This window comes from Agrobacterium sp. 5Ca50 (assembly GCF_055381905.1).
Genome location: NZ_AP026440.1, coordinates 97,749 through 114,833, shown reverse-complemented (window position 1 = coordinate 114,833; position 17,085 = coordinate 97,749). Strand labels below are relative to the sequence as shown.

Below are 17,085 nucleotides of genomic sequence, written 5' to 3'. Positions count from 1 at the left end.
ATCAGTTACGACCAATCCAGGTCTCTTCGAGCTTGGCGAGTTCACCACTCTGTTTCATTCGCGCCAGTTCACCATTCACCGCTTTCAGCAGTTCTGGCTGACTACGGCTAACGATCAACGCATGGGTGTAAGGAGAAACGCCATCACGTTCGAAACCGGGTACAAGAATCTTCAGCGCCGGAGCACCGTGAACATGATGGCTGGCGGTGACGTAGTTGATCGCAACGGCATCGATACGACCATTCTTGAGATCGAGTATTTCCTCGGCAATCCCGGGATACGTCGTGACCGTGACGTCTTCACCGAATAAATCGGACAGCAGCTTGCCTTCCTGACCGCCACGCACGACCCCGATGGTCTTGCCCTTGGCGTCACCGACCGCAGCAATCGTTGCACCCTCAGCTTTGACCAGCAGGGTTGAAAAATTCTCGACCGTCGGCTCGGTCATGAACAGATCGGGCGATGCGAGCCTCTGTGGGGTACGGGCAGTCGCAGAGCAGATCATGTCGAACCGCCCGCTTTTCAGGCCGGGGATTGTCGCGGCAAAATCGACACGCACGAACTCAGTTTTCAGCTTCAGGCCGGTGGCCACTGTGCGGCAAAGCTCCACGTCAAAACCGGTAAGCGTACCATCGCCACCCATCGTGGTCATGGGAGGAGCATTTCCGGTCGTGGCAATGGTAATCGTTCCCGGCGAAACAAGTTTGGAAGCATAGGCAAGTTCCTGCGCGCAAGCGGTCGACGCGAGCGCCAGGGACGTAGAAAGAGGAATAGCAAGAGCGAATAGTCGTGGAAGCATGAATGGAGTTCCCTTGTTTTGTTATTGAGGAAAAGCCAGAGCCAAGACCTTTAACGGTGTGCATCTCTTGCTGCATGGCGCCTTCCCGTGACCGGATTGGAGACCATGATCTACTGTGCGTCCAATATTTTCCTTCTATATTTTCATAGGAAAATGCCTATGGTCTGAGCGGGAGGCAACGATTGCTCTGGAGTGCACATGAACCCGAATCTTCGGCATCTGGAAGTTTTCCGGCTTTTCTCCCGCGTCATGAGCGTCACCGAGACGGCGAGGCTCTTACGCATAACCCAACCCTCGGTCAGTCAAGCGCTAAGGGATTTGGAAAACCAGCTCGGGGTTGAACTAATCATTCGTGGGAACGGTCCGCTAAAGCTGACCGCGAATGCAGAGTTGCTACTGAAAAACATGGAAGACGTTCTCGATAATATGCAGGCCCTGCGAGAGCGTGCCGCAAGACTGCGCGGAGAACAGGATAACAGTCTTTCGATTGCAACGGTCCACCCCCTGACTGGATGGATTCTGCCACAGTCTCTGAGCCGGCTGAAGGACGCCCATCCGCAGACGCGCATCAGCATCGAGGCCTATTCCAGCCGTGAAGTTACAAGACGGGTTCAGGATCGTTCTGCCGATATCGGCTTTACCTTTCTGCCTGTCGAACATCTTGACATGGTTGTGAGACCGTTGATGGCAACGGAAATGATATGCCTAATGCCAGCGCATCACCCATTGGCAGGCACTCCAGTGTTGACACCGGAAGCGCTGAAAGACGAAGTTGTCATAACTTTCGGTCAGCAGGTACGTCAGGAATTCGATGTACGCATGTCTTTCGACCGTAACACCAATGAAAGCAGCTTTCTGACCACTAACCTCTCCGTGGTGTCAGCGGACCTTGTAAGGCAGGGTCTGGGCATAGCCATCACCCTACCTTTCGTACTGTCTCCACGCGGAAACGATGATCTTGCCGTCGCCGCCTTCAAGCCGGAGATCCGCAGATCACTGGTTGCTGTGTATTTGAAAAAACCAGGACTTTCGCCTCTGGCCAAATCTTTTCTTACCCAGGTTCGCGAAGAGATGCGTGGTTTCGCGAAACACCTGAACGAACTTGGCATATCCGCAAAACCGAACTAATCCGACATTAGTAATAGCCTATGCCTTTATCCGCGTTTCTTATTGGACATCCCCCCCGCTCCCCTTCAGCTTTGCCACATCAAAAACCGGCATTTCTGAGGAAGAAAAAATGAGTAAACCGCTATGGTCCTATTCCGCATCCGAGCTGCACTCGGCATACAGAAAAGGCGAGCTGCAACCGACCGCCGTTCTTGAAGAGGTTCTCAAGCGCAACGAAACCGTCAATCCCAACCTTAATTTGTTCGCAACGATGGACGTCGATGGCGCAAGAAAGGCTGCGGCTGAAAGCGACAAGCGCTTTGCGCAAGGGCAACCACTCGGCGACTTCGACGGTATTCCAGTCACTATCAAGGACAATATCCATGTGAAGGACCTGCGTTGTGCCTGGGGCAGCAATTTGTTCGTCGATCAGATTTCGCCTGAAGATGAATTGCCCGTCGCACGGATCAGAGCACAGGGCGCTGTCATTCTTGGCAAGACCAATGTTTCGGAGTTCACACTCGGCCGCGGCAATGTCAGCACGTTGGCTTTTGGCACGACGCGCAACCCATGGAACCCGGAACTAACCAGCGGTGCCTCCACAGGCGGCGGCGCTGCTGCAACGGCTTCCGGTGTCGCACCAATTGCTTTCGGAACCGATGGCGGTGGCTCCATTCGCCGTCCGGCAGCCCATAACGGACTTGTTGGCCTCAAACCTTCGACCGGTCGCGTCGCGCGCATCAACGGACTGCCACAAATCCTGCATGACTTCGAAATCATCGGGCCCATAGCGCGCACGGTCGCAGATGTCGCCCTGGCATTATCGGCTGTCGAAGGACCGCACCCGCACGACCGGTCATCCTACGGCTTTACAAAGGGTAAACTCACACCTGCGCGCAAGGGCTTGAAAGTCCTCTATGTCCCACAGCTAGCCGACATGCCTGTTGAAGAACCCATCCGTATTTCCTGTGCCAAGGCAGCCGAAAATCTGGCGTCGATTGGCTTTAAAGTCGAAACCGGCGCGGCTCCCTTCGATGTTGCGCTCTTCGAGAAACATTGGCCGGCAATCGGCGGTTCCGGACTTGCATGGCTGCTGAAAGATACGGATTGGGAAGGTAAAATTGGGACCGCCTATCCGCCGATGATCGAAAAAGGCAAGTCGCTCTCTGCGATCGACTATGTCGATGCACTGATGGCGTTCAGGGAAATCTACGCGCAGCTCGCCGTCGCATTCGAAACTTATGACTTCATCATGACCCCGTCTGCAGGCGCAATGCCATGGAAAGCAGAGGAATTCGGACCACCTTATCACCGGGCCTTCACAGGCTTCGTGAATTCCGCCGGTCTTCCAGGCATTAGTATTCCATGCGATCCTGCATCCGATGGCATGCCAATCGGTTTCCAGGTCATCGCACCCTTCGGCGGTGACTGGGACCTGCTCTCGGTGGCCGCAGCTTATGAACAAGAGTTCCCCTGGGCGGCTCGCTGGCCGAATATCTAATCACGAAAAAACAGAAGCGGGCGTGGCGGTTTCAGGATTGACCGCCGCGCCCTAGTCCAATTGTCCAGACGGGACTCAACACCATCAGACCGACAAGCCGGATGAGATGATGCGAACTGACAAAGCTCGGATCCAGGTTGAGGGCAAAGGCAAGCACGGTCATGGCCTCAACGCCACCCGGTGCAAAAGCCAGCCAGATCTCGTTGAATGGCAATCCTGTCAAAAAAGCCGCCAGCGCTGCGAAAAAGCCAGCAATAACAATCGCAAAAGCAATGCTTCCAAGTGCCGGTCCGCAAAGTGCTATGATAGCTGGCAGGCTTGTACCACGAAGTCTTGCACCGATGGCAGAGCCAACGACAATATAGGCCACGATCAATATTGGAGCAGGAAGTACGCCTTCGACGATCCCGGTTGCATGCAATGAACCGCTGGCCAGAAGAGCGCCAAGCAAGAGGCCACCGGGAATGCGTAATCTGGCGCAGATGAGACCACCAATGCCGCCAGCCACAAGCATCACTCCGATATCAAATACCGAGGCCAGCCGGATGTCGACTTGCATAGGCCCTGCCGGACTGACATAGATCAGCAACGGCACAAGTGAAACCAGAACGATTTGCCGCAAAGTCTGGCTGATGGTGATCTTGACAAGATCCCCCTTGCTGTCGCCTGCAATTGCCAAAACAGCCGAAAGTGCCCCCGGGACAGAACTCAATCGCGCCGATGCCAGATCCCAGCCATGCCGACGGATGAGATACTGTGTCCCGACAACCATGGTTGCCGCCACCGAAATACCCAAGAGGGCTATGCTGGCAGGCCACTTTTCGAGTTTGACCAGCATTTCCGGTGTTATGCCCGCCCCCATGGAGGAGCCTAGCAAGATGAACGCTGCACCACGAAATCCATCTGGAACTCGTAAAGGTCTGCCTGCGAACACGGCGATGATGACTGCAAGCATAGAGCCGCACAGCCATCCGGCAGGGAAGCCGGAAAGCTCGAGAAGCCCCCCGCCTAATGCACCTACAGCCAATGTCTCCAACACCCGGACAATCAATTTCCGGTCGAACAAACTCGTACGGATGGATGACATCAGACTGTTGCCAATGCTGGCCAGCGATCAGCCCAGGGCTGAGCCTTCTCGAATTGTGTTGCAAAATCCAGAAGCAGATCATCCGCGCCATAGGCCCCAACAGCCTGCAAGCCCGCGGGCATATTGTCGCTGTTCCAGCCTGCGGGTAGCGAAATGCCCGGATGCCCGCATGCATTCACCCAGTTGGTGAAAATTGCGTGACCACGGGGACCCGCATCCTTTCCATCGATAACGGGGGGAAACTGCGTGTCTCGCGGCCATGGATGAGCAGCAGAGGACGGCGTTATGACGACATCGAAATCTTCGAACAATTTGCCCGCCGCGAAGCGGAAAACATTGATCGTTTCAATAAACCCGACATAATCGCTGGCAGAGAGTTTGGCACCTGCCCTTGCCTGATCTGCAAATGCCGGTGAGACCAGATCGAAGAAACATGGCATGTCCTGCGCGAGCTTGGCCAATCCTGCATTTGCCAGTATTTGCCAGCCATTTGAGATCGGCCCAAGGTCCAGTGGCAATGATCCACGTGTTATCTGATGGCCAAGGCGTTGCATGACATCAACAGATGCTGAGCATAGAGCAACGATCTCGGGATCGACAGGTGCTTCTCCGAAACGTTCTACAAACAGAATACGCAATGCTTTTGGTTCTTCTGCCTCCAGAGATATTGGCCGGAAACCATATGACCGCTGATCCTCACTGGTTGCATGACCGATCACACTCATGATTACGCGAATATCATCGCTTGTCCGAGCAATTGGCCCAACAACCTCGCAGTCGGAAAGCAGCGGCAATAGGCCATTGTTACGTGGTATACGGGCAATTGAAGGCTTCAAGCCAACGATCCCTGTATAACCGGCAGGACGTCGAATCGAGCCTCCGCCATCGGTGCCGATGGAATAGGGCGCAAGTCCGCCAGCAACCGCTGCCACCGATCCACCACTGGATCCACCTGGGGTCAGCGCCGGGTTCCACGGGTTGCCTGTCGAGCCGAAGACCGGATTTCCCGTAAAGCCGCGCAATGTAAATTCCGGGACATTCGTCTTGCCGAGAATAACCGCGCCCGCCTCACGCAACAGCTGAACGGGCAGTTCGTCGGTCTCTGCGCTAAAGTTTTCAAAAAGCCGCGTACCCCATACGCATGGCATGCCAGCGATCAGGAGGTTATCCTTGACTGCAACAGGAATGCCGTCAAGCGGACCAAGCGGCTCACCGGCGCTGAACCGCACATCGGCTTGCGCGGCTGCGCCGCGTGCACTGTCTTTATCCAGATAAACGAAAGCATTCAGTGCAGGATCGATCCTCTCGATCCGCTCAAGATAATGATCCACGACTGCAATCGCGGTCAGGCTTCCATCCCGCAGGCTTTCACCCATTTCCCGAAGGGTCATGCGATAGATATCTTTGGTCATACTGTTCACTCTGATCTGACGGTTATTGCGAGGCATCGGGTGCAAGAAGACTGCGCAATCCCTCGCCTAAAAAGGTTATTCCAACGACCAGCACAAAAATTGCCAGACCGGGAATGTTGACGAGCCAGGATTCGAAGAACACGAAGTCTTTCGCTTCCGCGATCATCAGGCCCCAAGAACTGTCGGGTGGTCGAATGCCGAGACCGAGGAACGAAAGAGCCGCCTCAAGAAGAATGGCATGGGCCATCTCAAGCGTGCCGACAACAATCAGCGGGCTCACAAGGTTTGGGAGGATTTCACCAGTCATGATGCGGAAATTGGATAGTCCAGCAGCGCGTGCCGCCAGAACAAACTCGGCATTGCGATAACGCATGGTCAGGGACCGTGTCACCACAAGAAACTGATCCCACAGAAAACAGGCGAGAATGAGCATCATCAGAGGCAACGAATTGCCAAGCAGGCCGACCAGCGAAATCGCGGCAAGCATGATGGGAAGGCTGAGGCGGACCGTCAGCAAAAACATGACGGCCATATCGATACGGCCACCAAAGAATCCGCCCAAAAGGCCAAGACCGATGCCCATGACCGCCGAAAGCAGGATGGTACCAAAGCCGATGATAATCGACAGCCTTGCTCCATAGATCAGACGGCTGAGATAATCCCGGCCGAGGTGATCAGTCCCCAAAATATGGTTCCAGTTGCCACCTTCCATGAAGACAGGACGGATAAGGCGGTCGGTCAACGACTGCTCATATGGTGAGTGAGGCGCGATCCATGGTGCTAGGATTGCGACTATGGCAATCAGCCCGATAATGACCGCCCCCGTTGTCAGACCCCATCGACCGACAGGAATACGGGGACCTTTCCAGAGGCGCGCTGTTGGTGTGTTTTCAGTCATATGCAGGCGCATGTTTAGTCCAATCTGATACGGGGATCGATCATCACGTTGATGAGGTCGGCCAGAAGCGTCAGGACGACGTAAGCGGAGGACACTGCCAGAAGCGCTGCCTGAACGACGGGGTAGTCATTCTGGTTGATGGCCTCCCAGGTCAGGTATCCGATCCCGTGAATTGCAAAAATATTCTCTACGACAACAGAACCACCCAGCAGGAAGCCGAATTGGACGGAGGCTACAGCGACAACCGGAACCAGCGTGTTGCGAAGAGCATGGTGCAGATAAATCTGCCACGGGCGCAGGCCCTTGGCGCGCGCGGTGCGGATATAGTCGGAACGCATCACTTCGATCATGCCTGCGCGAGAAATACGGATGATGGCAGGCATCGAGTAGAACGCAAGCGCCATTGCCGGCATTAGCAGGTGCTTGAACGAACCGCCGCCTGAGATCGGCAGCACAGCGAACTGTAACCCGAGCACCAGAATAAGGATGAAGCTGAGCCAGAAAATCGGTGTCGAAACGCCGAGAAGCGCAATGAACAAGGCTATGCGATCCACCATCCCGCCAGGCGCACGACCGGCGGCCATGCCAAGAGGAATAGCCATGGCCAGTGCCATGACGATCGCAATGGCTCCCAGTGCCAAAGTTGCTGGCATTCTATCGAGGACCAGTGTGACGACAGGACTGCCGTAATAGAACGAAGTACCGATATCACCCTGCAGTGCCCGAAGAAGCCAATCCCAGTATTGCGCGATCAGCGGCTTGTCCCAGCCATATGTCTTGCGAAGAAAGTCGACATAGTCGGCACCACTTCCCTCGCCTGCAAGTGAAATCGCCAGATCACCAGACATCTTGAGCATCACAAAACTCAGGAAGGAAATGGTCAGCATCACCAGTATGGCAAGGCCTAGTCTTCGGGCGATGTAATAAGCCATCTCTGTTCGTCCTTATGCGAAACTCCGCTCCGGCAGTCGTGGCGCCGGAGCGAAAAGATAATCATTTCCAAGTGGCGCGCCAGAATTCGACGTTCTCGTCTCCCGGAACAGGAACCGTCACATCTTTTGCCGTCACATAGTTGACCGGCATGCTGAACATCGGCACCCAATAGGCCTGATCTGCAATCTGCTTCAGAGCGGTTGCATAAAGCTCCTTGCGCTTTTCAGGATCTGCAATCGCACCGGCATCCTTCACCGCTTGCGTCACGACTGGATCACGCGACTGATCATCCGGGGATTCAGCGAAGAAGAACGGCAGGATGGCGCCCACGTCATTTACACCCGCCGAACCGAAGTCATCGATGACGATTGGAGTCTTGTGATCGCGACGCTGCTGGATGACGGCCGAATACTGCAGCCAATGAAGGTTGGCACGGATGCCAATGGCACCGAGATAACCGATGATGGCCTCCGCGACAGGGCGGCTGCGATAACCGTAGATATCGATATCGAAACCATCCGCATATCCGGCTTCAGCCATCAGAGCTTTAGCCTTTTCGACGTCATATCCATATTGCGTGACATCGGCAAAGCAACCGAACTGCGATGGAGTGCACGCCGAAGGGACTGTCTTGGAGGCCCCGCCAACCAGCGACTTTGCCATGGCGTCGCGGTTAACCGCATGAGCGATAGCCTGACGAACACGAACATCCTTGAGAGGGCTTTTCGCGTCGGAAAGCCCAGCAGCGTCCAGAGTAAGAAAGCCGATACGGAAAGTGTCTGCATTCACCACATCCACCATCGGCATCATCTTCAGGCGATCGGCCTGATCAGCCGGAATGTAATAAGCCCAGTCAACGCCGCCACTGATGAGCTCGGCAACCTGTGTGTTCACGTCCGGAACTGCCCGGTACACCAAGGTCTTGATGTGCGGCTTGTTCTTGCCACCGCCTTCGAAGTAGTCGTCATTACGTGTGAAGATCACATCGTTGCCGCTACCGCCGCTGATCTTGTAAGGACCCGTACCCACAGGCTTTTCGGCAAATCCCTGCAAGCCAACGCTTTCCCGGTATTTTTTGGGTACAATCGGGAGCTGAATAATGTATTCCAGAGCCAGTGGTGTTACCTGCTTGCCAACCACCCGAACCTTGAAAGGATCGACGATTTCGATCTTTTCAATCCAGCCACCGGTCATACGGTTGAAGACCTTGTTTTCAGGCTCGGCGGCATACATGAAACTGTAGGCAACATCTTCGGCGGTCATCGGATCGCCATTGTGGAATTTCACGCCCTGACGCAGGTCGAATTCCCAGGTTTTGTCATCCACCTGCTTCCACGCAGTTGCCAGCAAGGGCTTCAGCTCGAAGGTATTCGGATCGCGATAAACAAGCGCATCATAGGCAAGCAAACCAAGGAGAAATCCCTCGCGGCCGGGCGAATGATAGCGGTCCAGACTTGGGAGCTTGGCCTGGAACGCGGCAACTAGGGTATCGTCATCTTTGCCAGCGAAAGCAGCTACAGGCGTGAAGGCTATGCTTGCGGCAAAAAGAGCAAGGGTACTCTTTCGAGCTAAATTCAACATGGAGTATCTCCGATTCAAGATATGCTGGTTTGGGGAGGAATAAAATCTGGCGACACAAGCGGTCGAGCAAGATCCGGGTCTACCGGCAGAACAGCCGAGAGAAGCCGTCTGGTGTAGTCGTGAGTGGGTGACGACAGAACATCGTCAACAGGGCCATCCTCAACGATACGCCCGTTGTACATGACGGCCACACGGTCGGACAATTCGGCTACGACACCGATATTGTGGGTCACGATTAGGTAGGAGAGGTTCATCTCTACCCGAAGTGTTTTTAGAAGCTCGAGTATCTGGGCCTGTACTGAGACGTCGAGTGCCGATGTCGGCTCATCACAGACAAGGATTCGTGGCTGATTGATGAGCGCACGCGCAATCGCAACACGCTGGCGCTGACCTCCGGAAAGTTCGTGTGGAAACCGCTCGGCAAAGGAAACAGGAAGATCAACCTTGCGTAACAGGTCTTCAACACGATGCCGCGTTTCATCGTGACCAACTTTGCGTGCCGCCCGAAGCGGCATCGATATAATATCCAAGAGACGCTTGCGCGGATTCAGGGAGGCATAGGGATCCTGGAAAACCGGCTGCACCAGCGCCGCAAGCTGCAAACGGGAATAAGTCGAAATATCGCGCCCGAATACCTGAACGTCACCGCGTGTGGGTTCCAGAAGTCCTAGCATCATGCGTGAAAGTGTTGTTTTGCCGGAACCGGACTCTCCGACAAGTGCAAGCGATTCTCCTTCGTACAACCTGAGACTGACTTCATTTACTGCAACAAACGGCTGCTTCTTGCCATTGATCGCGAATTCGCGGGTAGCCATCGCTGTTTCCATGGAAATGTTGCGGGCTTTGTCAAACATGACCCACACTCCCAATGACACTGCGTGCTTGTGACGCAATTAGCGGCTTGGCTTTCGGAACTGCGGCAATCAACGCTCGGGTGTAATCGTCGCGTGGGCTTTTCAGAACCTGGTAGACGTCACCAATTTCCACGACCTGCCCGGCCTTCATGACGGCAACCCTGTCGGCAATCGCCGCCACCACCCCAAGATCGTGGGTGATGAACAGAATGGAGACGCCAAAACTAGCCTGAACGGACTTCAGCAAAGACAGCACCTGAGCCTGCATCGTCACGTCGAGCGCGGTGGTCGGCTCATCGGCAATCAAGAGTTTCGGTTCGCACATCAACGCCATGGCAATCATCGCACGCTGGCGAAGTCCACCGGATAACTGATGGGGAAACTGCGTCATCCGGCCTTCAGGCTCCGTCATTCCAACGCGCGACAGCAGTTCGACAGCTTTCGCACGGGCGGCTTTCTTGTCCTGTTTGATATGGCGCAGATACACTTCCTCCAACTGCCTTCCGACCGTCATTGTCGGATTGAAGGCCATCATCGGATCCTGGAAAATCATTCCAATGGATCGCCCGCGAAGATCCTGCATCTGCCGTTCCGACAAATGCGCGATATCCTGTCCGACAAAAGTCGCAACGTTCGTACGGCGGGATGCGTTTGGCGGTAATAGACCAAGGATTGAAAGTGCCGTGAGTGACTTTCCGGAACCCGATTCGCCAACGAGGCAGAGGGTTTCTCCACTGGCGATGCAAAATGACACGCCCCGGACGGCATGAAGAATGCCCGCCTTCATGGCGATGTCGACCTCAAGGCCTTTTATTTCAAGGATATTATCCAACGTGTTCCGGTCCTGCTTTATGCTCTTATGTTCCCGAGATTGAGAATTGCAGAGTTTTAACATTAGAACTAATACAAAAGCTCTATAGTGACATAAGGAAAAGATTATGAACCTCGGGATACGTCAGCTGGAGACGTTTCGGCTCTTCGCCCGGACCCAGAGCGTAACGGAAACAGCGCGGTTGATGCGTGTTTCACAACCGGCAGTGAGTCAGACGCTGAAGGAACTCGAGGCGCAGCTTGGATTTGCGTTATTCGTCCGCTCGAATGGCAGAACGCGTCTGACAATCGAAGCAAATAATGTTCTGCCGGATGTAGAGCGGCTTTTTGCGCAGATGGCGACGTTGAGGGGAAAAGCCGAAGAACTTAAGGATATGCGGGCGGGCGCACTGTCGATTGCTTCAGTGCCGTCCTTTACGGCCAGAATCCTGCCAACCGCACTTGGAGCTTTTCGGGCAGAACGCAGTCAAGTCAGATTGCGGCTTGAGGTCTATACCGCAAGTGATGTCGTCAGGCAGATCCGTCAGGAATATTGCGATATCGGCTTTGCGTTCATGCCACTGGACGAGGCGGGTGTAGCCGTCCAGCCTTTGCTCCGAATGTCTATGGTGTGCCTTGTACCGGTCGGACATCCCCTTGCCTCAAAATCCATCATCACTGCAGGTGATCTGGAAAATGAAACCATCATTGTTCACGGCGCGCAGACGACCCCCGGTTTTGTGCTGCGGGAAAGCTTGAGAACTGAAGTCGAGAGTTTCCAGATACTAACGACAAACCAGTCGGTCGCTTCCCTCCATATGGTTCAATGCGGCATGGGTATAGCTTTTGCGCATCCGTTGGTTCTGCCGTTCGATCCGCTTGGGCAGGTCGTGGCAGTACCTTACGAACGAGACGTGCCTTTGACATTTGCCATGCTTTACTCCCGCAATCGTCCTGTCTCGCGTTTGGTTCTGCAGTTCGAGGCAATCTTGCGCAAATCGATCACAGCCTTCTGCCATGAACTGAAAGGAAAAGGATTGACTTGCGAGGTTCTCGTCTGATCGCCCTTGCGGGACGTGGAACGTAGCAGCTTTCCATGGCCGATCCGAGTGAGCCAATCATGCCAGCGATCATAGCACCACGTGTTGGTTGCCGGATCAGTGATATCCTGTTTTCCATTGTCAGTAATCCGTCAAAACCGAAACAGTTGTTTTCTGACGATTGGTTACGTTCGATTTCCTGAACCAACCCAGAATGGAAACTTGGCTCATCCTGCTAAAGTTCAATAGCGCAACCCGGCCGATGCTGGCCGCCGACCGCGAATAACTGGCTAAGTTGAGCAAAGTGTCTACGCATGAGCTCGACCCCAGCGTTAGAGGAGAGCTCGCAAGACGCATGCGAGTTCTTCGCCTTGAAAGGATTCGTCCTGCAGTCACAAAGTCGATTGATGAGTCGTCAAAAATGGCGAAATACCCTCACTGCCGTAATCAACGCTACCCAAACGGTTGAAGGCATGCAGACTAGACATGCACGGACGAGGATGTGTGATCAGGACCGATCTCACACCCAGGGTGCCAAGTTGCACTATCTCGGAATAGCAAGGATCGCGCCCTAATGCGAAAGCCAATGTATATGTCCACCGTGATCTTCCTTACTCTTTTCATTGAGTGCTGCTAATCCCTCCACCATATCAATGTCGGAAACACTTCCACCTAACCGCGTCAGTGAGTTGGGAGAGCAGGTCGGCATCTAGTTTATCGCATAGTTGGTCTCAACGACGTCGGTGCTCATTGCGGTTTTGTGGTGCACCACACATATGAAACGCATGAGCATAGAGACCATGATAGATAAAACACGCTTAAAAAGAGCACTACTCCTGATTAATCCCCACGCCAGACGTGGGCGTGATAGCCTTGTTCAGGCACGCCAACTGCTCCTTCAGACTGGCTTTGATGTGGTTGAACCATCACAGGATTTCACAAACACATCGGAGGCTATCGCGTCTCATCGGGACAGCGTCGATCTTGTTGTTATTGGCGGTGGTGACGGCAGTCTCAACAACGCAGCACCGGGTTTGCTGGAAGCCGGATTGCCTTTGGGCGTTCTACCTCTTGGGACAGCAAACGACTTTGCCCGGACGATGGGCATTCCGCAGGATCTTCGTGCAGCGATTGAAGTGATTTCTCGTGGCCGGACCATCGATGTGGATCTTGGCACAGCCAATGGGCATGCGTTCTTCAACGTTGCCAGCATCGGTTTCAGTGCTGACCTCGCGGCATCGCTGACCCAGGATGCAAAGAAGCGGTGGGGTAAGTTGGGGTATGCGATCGTTGCCGCCCAGTTACTGGCGAAGTCACAGCTTTTTACCGCCGATCTCGACCACGACGGAAAGGTAGAAACTCTCAAGACCCTGCAGGTTTCTGTCGGAAACGGCCGGTTCTATGGCGGCGGCATGTCTGTGCATGCGGACGCCACCGCAACGGATGGAATGCTCGATTTTTATAGTCTTGAAGTGGACCATTGGTGGCGCCTGCTTGGCCTGCTTCCCGCGATCCGGCGTGGCACTCATGGAAACTGGCATGATGTCCGCGCCTTTTCCACCAAGGCACTGACGATCAGAACGAGCAGACCCCGCCCCGTAAACCTTGATGGCGAACTGAAGACACAAACACCTGTCGAATTTGCTATTTTCGAAAAAGCAATCAAGGTTTTTGTGCCATAAACACCAAAATGGCATGCCCGTCGCGATTCCAGCTGCCAGTTTAGATCGGACCATTCATGACAGTTGTTGGCTCTTACCTCTATCGAAACGGTGTGCGTGCCGAAGAAATCGCGCTGACTGATGAGGTTTTCGAAGCAAGCGATGGCGACTTCGCATGGATTGGCCTGACAGATCCAAGCGTTGAGGAAATGGCAAGCCTGCAAAAGATGTTTGGTCTTCACTCGCTGGCGGTGGAGGACGCGATCAATGGCAAGCAGGTTCCAAAAGTCGATATTTATGGCGAGCAGCTGTTTGTTGTTGCCAAGACCGCTCATCTCGAAGGCGACAAGATTGCTTATGGAGAAACCTGCATCTTTGTGGGCAGGCACCACCTGATCTCGGTTCGGCATGGTTCAGCCAGATCCCACCAGAACCTGCGGCGTCAACTCGAGCAGTCACCGAAGCTCTTGAGCCACGGCCCCGATTATGTGTTGCACGGCATTCTGGATTTCATAGTCGACGGTTACCTCCCAATGGTCGAAACGTTGGAAGACAAGGTATTGGACATGGAAAAACATGTCCTTGTCTCCTTCCTTCAGCCCGAACAAATCAGGCGCATCTTCCGCATGCGCAGACAGGTCATCAAATTCCAGCGCATTCTTGGCCCGATGGCCGAAGTTGCAGGCAAACTTTCTCACCTCGATATGCCCTGCGTCGATGATGACGCACGGCCGTATTTCAAGGATGTCTATGATCACATGCGTCGTGTTGAAAACCTCGTTGGTGGTCTGCGCGAAATCATGACGTCGGTGTTCGAAGCGTCAAATTTGCTGGAACAACAACGCCAGGGTGCCATCACCAGGCAACTCGCCGCCTGGGCCGCGATACTGGCGGTTCCGACAGCCATTGCCGGTATATATGGCATGAACTTCGAATATATGCCGGAACTGAAATCGCAGTTCGGCTATCCAGCTGTCATCTGCGTCATTATCGTCTTGTGCAGCACCCTCTATTACCGTTTCCGTAAAAGCGGCTGGCTCTGAACCTTACAGATGCAGACTGTAGACCAATACTTTCAAAATTTGACGATGCTGTCATAAAGCACGCATTTCCTTCGTGAAGTTAAGTTTCAGGTGCGTCATCTAGAATACGTCTTCGGCATCTTGCGCTTCTTAGATGACGGGTTTGGGTCAAAAGTGATTATTGTAAATTATAAGCTTCTGAAAGGAGTCGGTTCGGAGGCCCAGCGATCGGAGTTAGGTGACTGCGGTTCAGCCCCGACAGAGGGATGAGTTGAGCATACGTGAGCCGCACCCGCATACCCTTACTAAGGTGTCTGCCGATCCTGTGTTTGCGGAACTTATCGTAAACTGCTGAGTTTGGATTTTGTACGCCGTGTAGGAAGACCAGCAGTCGGGACACCGACGTTTCACGGTCGATGACCAATTATCGTGATCTATCGACTAGTCGAAATGACTACCGAGCCTTCTTTTACCGGTGTCAAATTGCGAGCCAACTCATCAAGGAACGTTTAAATGCAAATAAATACAGTCGTCTGGGGCGAGAATATTCATGAGCATATCAATGAAACTGTTGGCTCGATCTATCCAAACGGCATGCACTCCGCCATAGCCGAAGCCCTCAACAAGCATTCAGATATCACTGCGACCACTGCCACCCTTCAGGAAAATGAACATGGCCTGCCGCAGGCAAGGCTTGATCAGACGGATGTCCTTATCTGGTGGGGACATAAGGATCACGGAGCGGTTGAGGACGAAATCGTCGAACGTGTGGTGAAACGCGTGTGGGAAGGCATGGGCTTAATCGTTCTTCACTCCGGTCATTTTTCCAAGCCGTTTAAGCGCCTGATGGGCACTCCTTGCGCGCTGAAATGGCGCGAGGCCGGCGAGCGCGAACGTGTCTGGTCCATCAATCCCCGTCACCCCATTGCAAAAGGGCTGCCGGAACATTTCGAGCTTGAAAACGAGGAAATGTACGGTGAGCAGTTCTCGGTCCCAGAACCGTTAGAAACGGTGTTTATCTCTTGGTTTCAGGGTGGTGAGGTGTTCCGCTCCGGCCTAACCTGGCGGCGGGGCGCGGGAAACATCTTCTATTTCCGACCGGGTCATGAAACCTACCCCACCTATCACGACTCCAATGTCCAGAAGGTGATCGGCAATGCGGTCAAGTGGGCATATAATCCGTCAGGCGCGTTAAAGACGATCCACGATGCGCCGAACGTCCCCGTCGATCAGGCACCCGAGCCAATCGAGGAACGTGGCCCCAAACTGCACAAGGCGGGTGAAGCAGGTTACAGGTAATCAATTATGAAGCTTCTTATTCTTGGAACCGGTGGAATGGCGAACAGCCATGTCATGCATTTCTCGCAGATCTCAGGAGTGGAGTTGATTGCGGCGGTCGATGTTGATGACGTCGTCGTTCGCGCCTTTGCCTTGCGCCATAATATTCCTCTCACCTTCACATCGCTCGACGACGCGTTGGCCTGGGGTGAATTTGACGCAGCGGCAAATGTCACACCGGATGCGATCCATCACCCCACGACGTTGAAGCTGCTCGCTGCTGGTAAACATGTGTTTTGCGAAAAGCCGCTGGCGGAAACTTACGCAAAGGCCGCGGAAATGGCGGAGGCCGCCGAAACAGCGGGGCTTATCGGAATGGTCAATTTGACCTACCGCGACGTCGCGCCGCTTCAGGCGGCACGGCAGATGGTGATGGAAGGCCGGATCGGTAAGCTAAGGCACCTCGAAGCTTCCTATCTTCAGAGCTGGCTTGTATCCAAAGCCTGGGGTGATTGGATGACGGAGAGCAAATGGTTGTGGCGTCTTTCCACCAAACATGGCTCTAACGGTGTACTCGGTGATGTCGGCATCCACATTCTCGATTTCGCATCGTACGGAGCAGGCAGCGACGTGGAGCGAATTTTCACGCGCTTGAAGACCTTCGATAAATATGAAGGCAACAGAATAGACGCCTACGATCTGGATGCCAATGACAGCTTCACCATGACGGCTGAATTTGAAAATGGAGCCATGGGTGTAATCCACGCAACACGCTGGGCAACCGGTCACCTAAATGAACTGCGTCTTCGTCTTCACGGTGACCAGGGAGCCCTGGAAGTCATTCACACTCCCGATTACTCCACGCTCCGCGGTTGTCTGGGCGACGATGTGGACAAGGCCATCTGGAGAGACCTCCAAGTAGAGCCCGTACCCACCAACTATGAAAAGTTTGCATCAATCGTCATGGACGGAGGGATGGCGGATCCTACGTTTCGACACGCCGCGAACCTCCAAAAAATACTTGATCTGTCAATCGTGACTGACCGGGAGCGACGTGAACTTAGCGTTATCCCGTAGCAACTGAAAGTTAACCCGTTCAATC

The 17,085-nt window shown here is 54.0% G+C and carries 15 protein-coding genes; 7 read left to right on the top strand and 8 right to left on the bottom strand.

Going from position 1 to position 17,085, the window contains the following annotated elements:
* Nucleotide 1 precedes the first annotated feature (1 nt).
* The gene (locus ACZ5FM_RS22685) at nt 2-799 is read right to left on the bottom strand and encodes a substrate-binding periplasmic protein (protein WP_464041326.1); all 798 of its coding nucleotides are present in this window, start codon (nt 797-799) and stop codon (nt 2-4) included.
* Nucleotides 800-997: 198 nt separating this feature from the next.
* On the opposite strand from ACZ5FM_RS22685, the gene ACZ5FM_RS22680 reads away from it, so the two are divergent.
* Both ACZ5FM_RS22680 and ACZ5FM_RS22675 read left to right on the top strand, forming a co-directional pair.
* Nucleotides 998-1,927 carry a LysR family transcriptional regulator gene (locus ACZ5FM_RS22680; RefSeq protein ID WP_192489965.1) on the top strand — a complete coding sequence of 310 codons (930 nt, stop codon included), beginning with the start codon at nt 998-1,000 and terminating at the stop codon, nt 1,925-1,927.
* A gap of 109 nt (nt 1,928-2,036) precedes the next feature.
* On the top strand, nt 2,037-3,407 hold the full coding sequence (locus ACZ5FM_RS22675) for an amidase (RefSeq protein WP_464041325.1): 1,371 nt from the start codon (nt 2,037-2,039) through the stop codon (nt 3,405-3,407).
* Between the two features lie 31 nt (nt 3,408-3,438).
* On the opposite strand, the gene ACZ5FM_RS22670 is transcribed toward ACZ5FM_RS22675, so the two are convergent.
* The 7 genes from ACZ5FM_RS22670 to ACZ5FM_RS22640 form a co-directional block, all read right to left on the bottom strand.
* A complete protein-coding gene (locus ACZ5FM_RS22670; protein WP_464041324.1) occupies nt 3,439-4,494 on the bottom strand; it encodes an AbrB family transcriptional regulator in 1,056 nt (351 codons plus the stop codon).
* Nucleotides 4,494-5,906 carry an amidase gene (locus ACZ5FM_RS22665; protein ID WP_464041323.1) on the bottom strand — a complete coding sequence of 471 codons (1,413 nt, stop codon included), beginning with the start codon at nt 5,904-5,906 and terminating at the stop codon, nt 4,494-4,496. The genes ACZ5FM_RS22670 and ACZ5FM_RS22665 overlap by 1 nt, the downstream gene beginning before the upstream one ends.
* A 22-nt stretch (nt 5,907-5,928) precedes the next feature.
* A complete protein-coding gene (locus ACZ5FM_RS22660) occupies nt 5,929-6,816 on the bottom strand; it encodes an ABC transporter permease (RefSeq protein ID WP_250983799.1) in 888 nt (295 codons plus the stop codon).
* 2 nt (nt 6,817-6,818) lie between these two features.
* Complete coding sequence (locus ACZ5FM_RS22655) at nt 6,819-7,736, bottom strand: ABC transporter permease (protein ID WP_192489960.1); 918 nt, start codon at nt 7,734-7,736, stop codon at nt 6,819-6,821.
* Nucleotides 7,737-7,797: 61 nt separating this feature from the next.
* Entirely contained in the window at nt 7,798-9,318 is a 1,521-nt protein-coding gene (locus tag ACZ5FM_RS22650) for an ABC transporter substrate-binding protein (protein ID WP_464041322.1), read from the bottom strand.
* Between the two features lie 14 nt (nt 9,319-9,332).
* Nucleotides 9,333-10,172 carry an ABC transporter ATP-binding protein gene (locus tag ACZ5FM_RS22645; RefSeq protein ID WP_464041321.1) on the bottom strand — a complete coding sequence of 280 codons (840 nt, stop codon included), beginning with the start codon at nt 10,170-10,172 and terminating at the stop codon, nt 9,333-9,335.
* The gene (locus ACZ5FM_RS22640; protein ID WP_275642851.1) at nt 10,165-11,004 is read right to left on the bottom strand and encodes an ABC transporter ATP-binding protein; all 840 of its coding nucleotides are present in this window, start codon (nt 11,002-11,004) and stop codon (nt 10,165-10,167) included. Before ACZ5FM_RS22640 ends, ACZ5FM_RS22645 begins: the two co-directional genes overlap by 8 nt.
* A 106-nt stretch (nt 11,005-11,110) precedes the next feature.
* Between ACZ5FM_RS22640 and ACZ5FM_RS22635 the strand changes: the two genes are divergently transcribed.
* The 5 genes from ACZ5FM_RS22635 to ACZ5FM_RS22615 all read left to right on the top strand — a co-directional run bounded on the left by ACZ5FM_RS22635 (nt 11,111) and on the right by ACZ5FM_RS22615 (nt 17,060).
* Nucleotides 11,111-12,043: a LysR family transcriptional regulator gene (locus ACZ5FM_RS22635; protein WP_259148169.1), complete on the top strand. Its 933-nt coding sequence runs from the start codon at nt 11,111-11,113 to the stop codon at nt 12,041-12,043.
* A 779-nt stretch (nt 12,044-12,822) separates the two neighbouring features.
* A complete protein-coding gene (locus tag ACZ5FM_RS22630; RefSeq protein ID WP_464041320.1) occupies nt 12,823-13,704 on the top strand; it encodes a lipid kinase in 882 nt (293 codons plus the stop codon).
* Nucleotides 13,705-13,760: 56 nt separating this feature from the next.
* Nucleotides 13,761-14,726, top strand: coding sequence for a magnesium and cobalt transport protein CorA (locus ACZ5FM_RS22625; RefSeq protein ID WP_312948010.1), 966 nt, complete (start codon nt 13,761-13,763; stop codon nt 14,724-14,726).
* A gap of 492 nt (nt 14,727-15,218) precedes the next feature.
* On the top strand, nt 15,219-16,004 hold the full coding sequence (locus tag ACZ5FM_RS22620; protein WP_312951364.1) for a ThuA domain-containing protein: 786 nt from the start codon (nt 15,219-15,221) through the stop codon (nt 16,002-16,004).
* Between the two features lie 6 nt (nt 16,005-16,010).
* On the top strand, nt 16,011-17,060 hold the full coding sequence (locus tag ACZ5FM_RS22615; protein WP_312951367.1) for a Gfo/Idh/MocA family protein: 1,050 nt from the start codon (nt 16,011-16,013) through the stop codon (nt 17,058-17,060).
* Nucleotides 17,061-17,085: the final 25 nt, after the last annotated feature.

Excerpts from the sequence above, each read along its gene's own strand:
- ACZ5FM_RS22655 (WP_192489960.1), bottom strand. The coding sequence starts at position 7,736 with ATGGCTTATTACATCGCCCGAAGACTAGGCCTTGCCATACTGGTGATG.
- ACZ5FM_RS22630 (WP_464041320.1), top strand. The coding sequence starts at position 12,823 with ATGATAGATAAAACACGCTTAAAAAGAGCACTACTCCTGATTAATCCC.
- ACZ5FM_RS22675 (WP_464041325.1), top strand. The coding sequence starts at position 2,037 with ATGAGTAAACCGCTATGGTCCTATTCCGCATCCGAGCTGCACTCGGCA.
- ACZ5FM_RS22620 (WP_312951364.1), top strand. The coding sequence starts at position 15,219 with ATGCAAATAAATACAGTCGTCTGGGGCGAGAATATTCATGAGCATATC.
- ACZ5FM_RS22680 (WP_192489965.1), top strand. The coding sequence starts at position 998 with ATGAACCCGAATCTTCGGCATCTGGAAGTTTTCCGGCTTTTCTCCCGC.
- ACZ5FM_RS22615 (WP_312951367.1), top strand. The coding sequence starts at position 16,011 with ATGAAGCTTCTTATTCTTGGAACCGGTGGAATGGCGAACAGCCATGTC.
- ACZ5FM_RS22665 (WP_464041323.1), bottom strand. The coding sequence starts at position 5,906 with ATGACCAAAGATATCTATCGCATGACCCTTCGGGAAATGGGTGAAAGC.
- ACZ5FM_RS22650 (WP_464041322.1), bottom strand. The coding sequence starts at position 9,318 with ATGTTGAATTTAGCTCGAAAGAGTACCCTTGCTCTTTTTGCCGCAAGC.
- ACZ5FM_RS22670 (WP_464041324.1), bottom strand. The coding sequence starts at position 4,494 with ATGTCATCCATCCGTACGAGTTTGTTCGACCGGAAATTGATTGTCCGG.
- ACZ5FM_RS22625 (WP_312948010.1), top strand. The coding sequence starts at position 13,761 with ATGACAGTTGTTGGCTCTTACCTCTATCGAAACGGTGTGCGTGCCGAA.
- ACZ5FM_RS22685 (WP_464041326.1), bottom strand. The coding sequence starts at position 799 with ATGCTTCCACGACTATTCGCTCTTGCTATTCCTCTTTCTACGTCCCTG.
- ACZ5FM_RS22660 (WP_250983799.1), bottom strand. The coding sequence starts at position 6,816 with ATGCGCCTGCATATGACTGAAAACACACCAACAGCGCGCCTCTGGAAA.
- ACZ5FM_RS22645 (WP_464041321.1), bottom strand. The coding sequence starts at position 10,172 with ATGTTTGACAAAGCCCGCAACATTTCCATGGAAACAGCGATGGCTACC.
- ACZ5FM_RS22635 (WP_259148169.1), top strand. The coding sequence starts at position 11,111 with ATGAACCTCGGGATACGTCAGCTGGAGACGTTTCGGCTCTTCGCCCGG.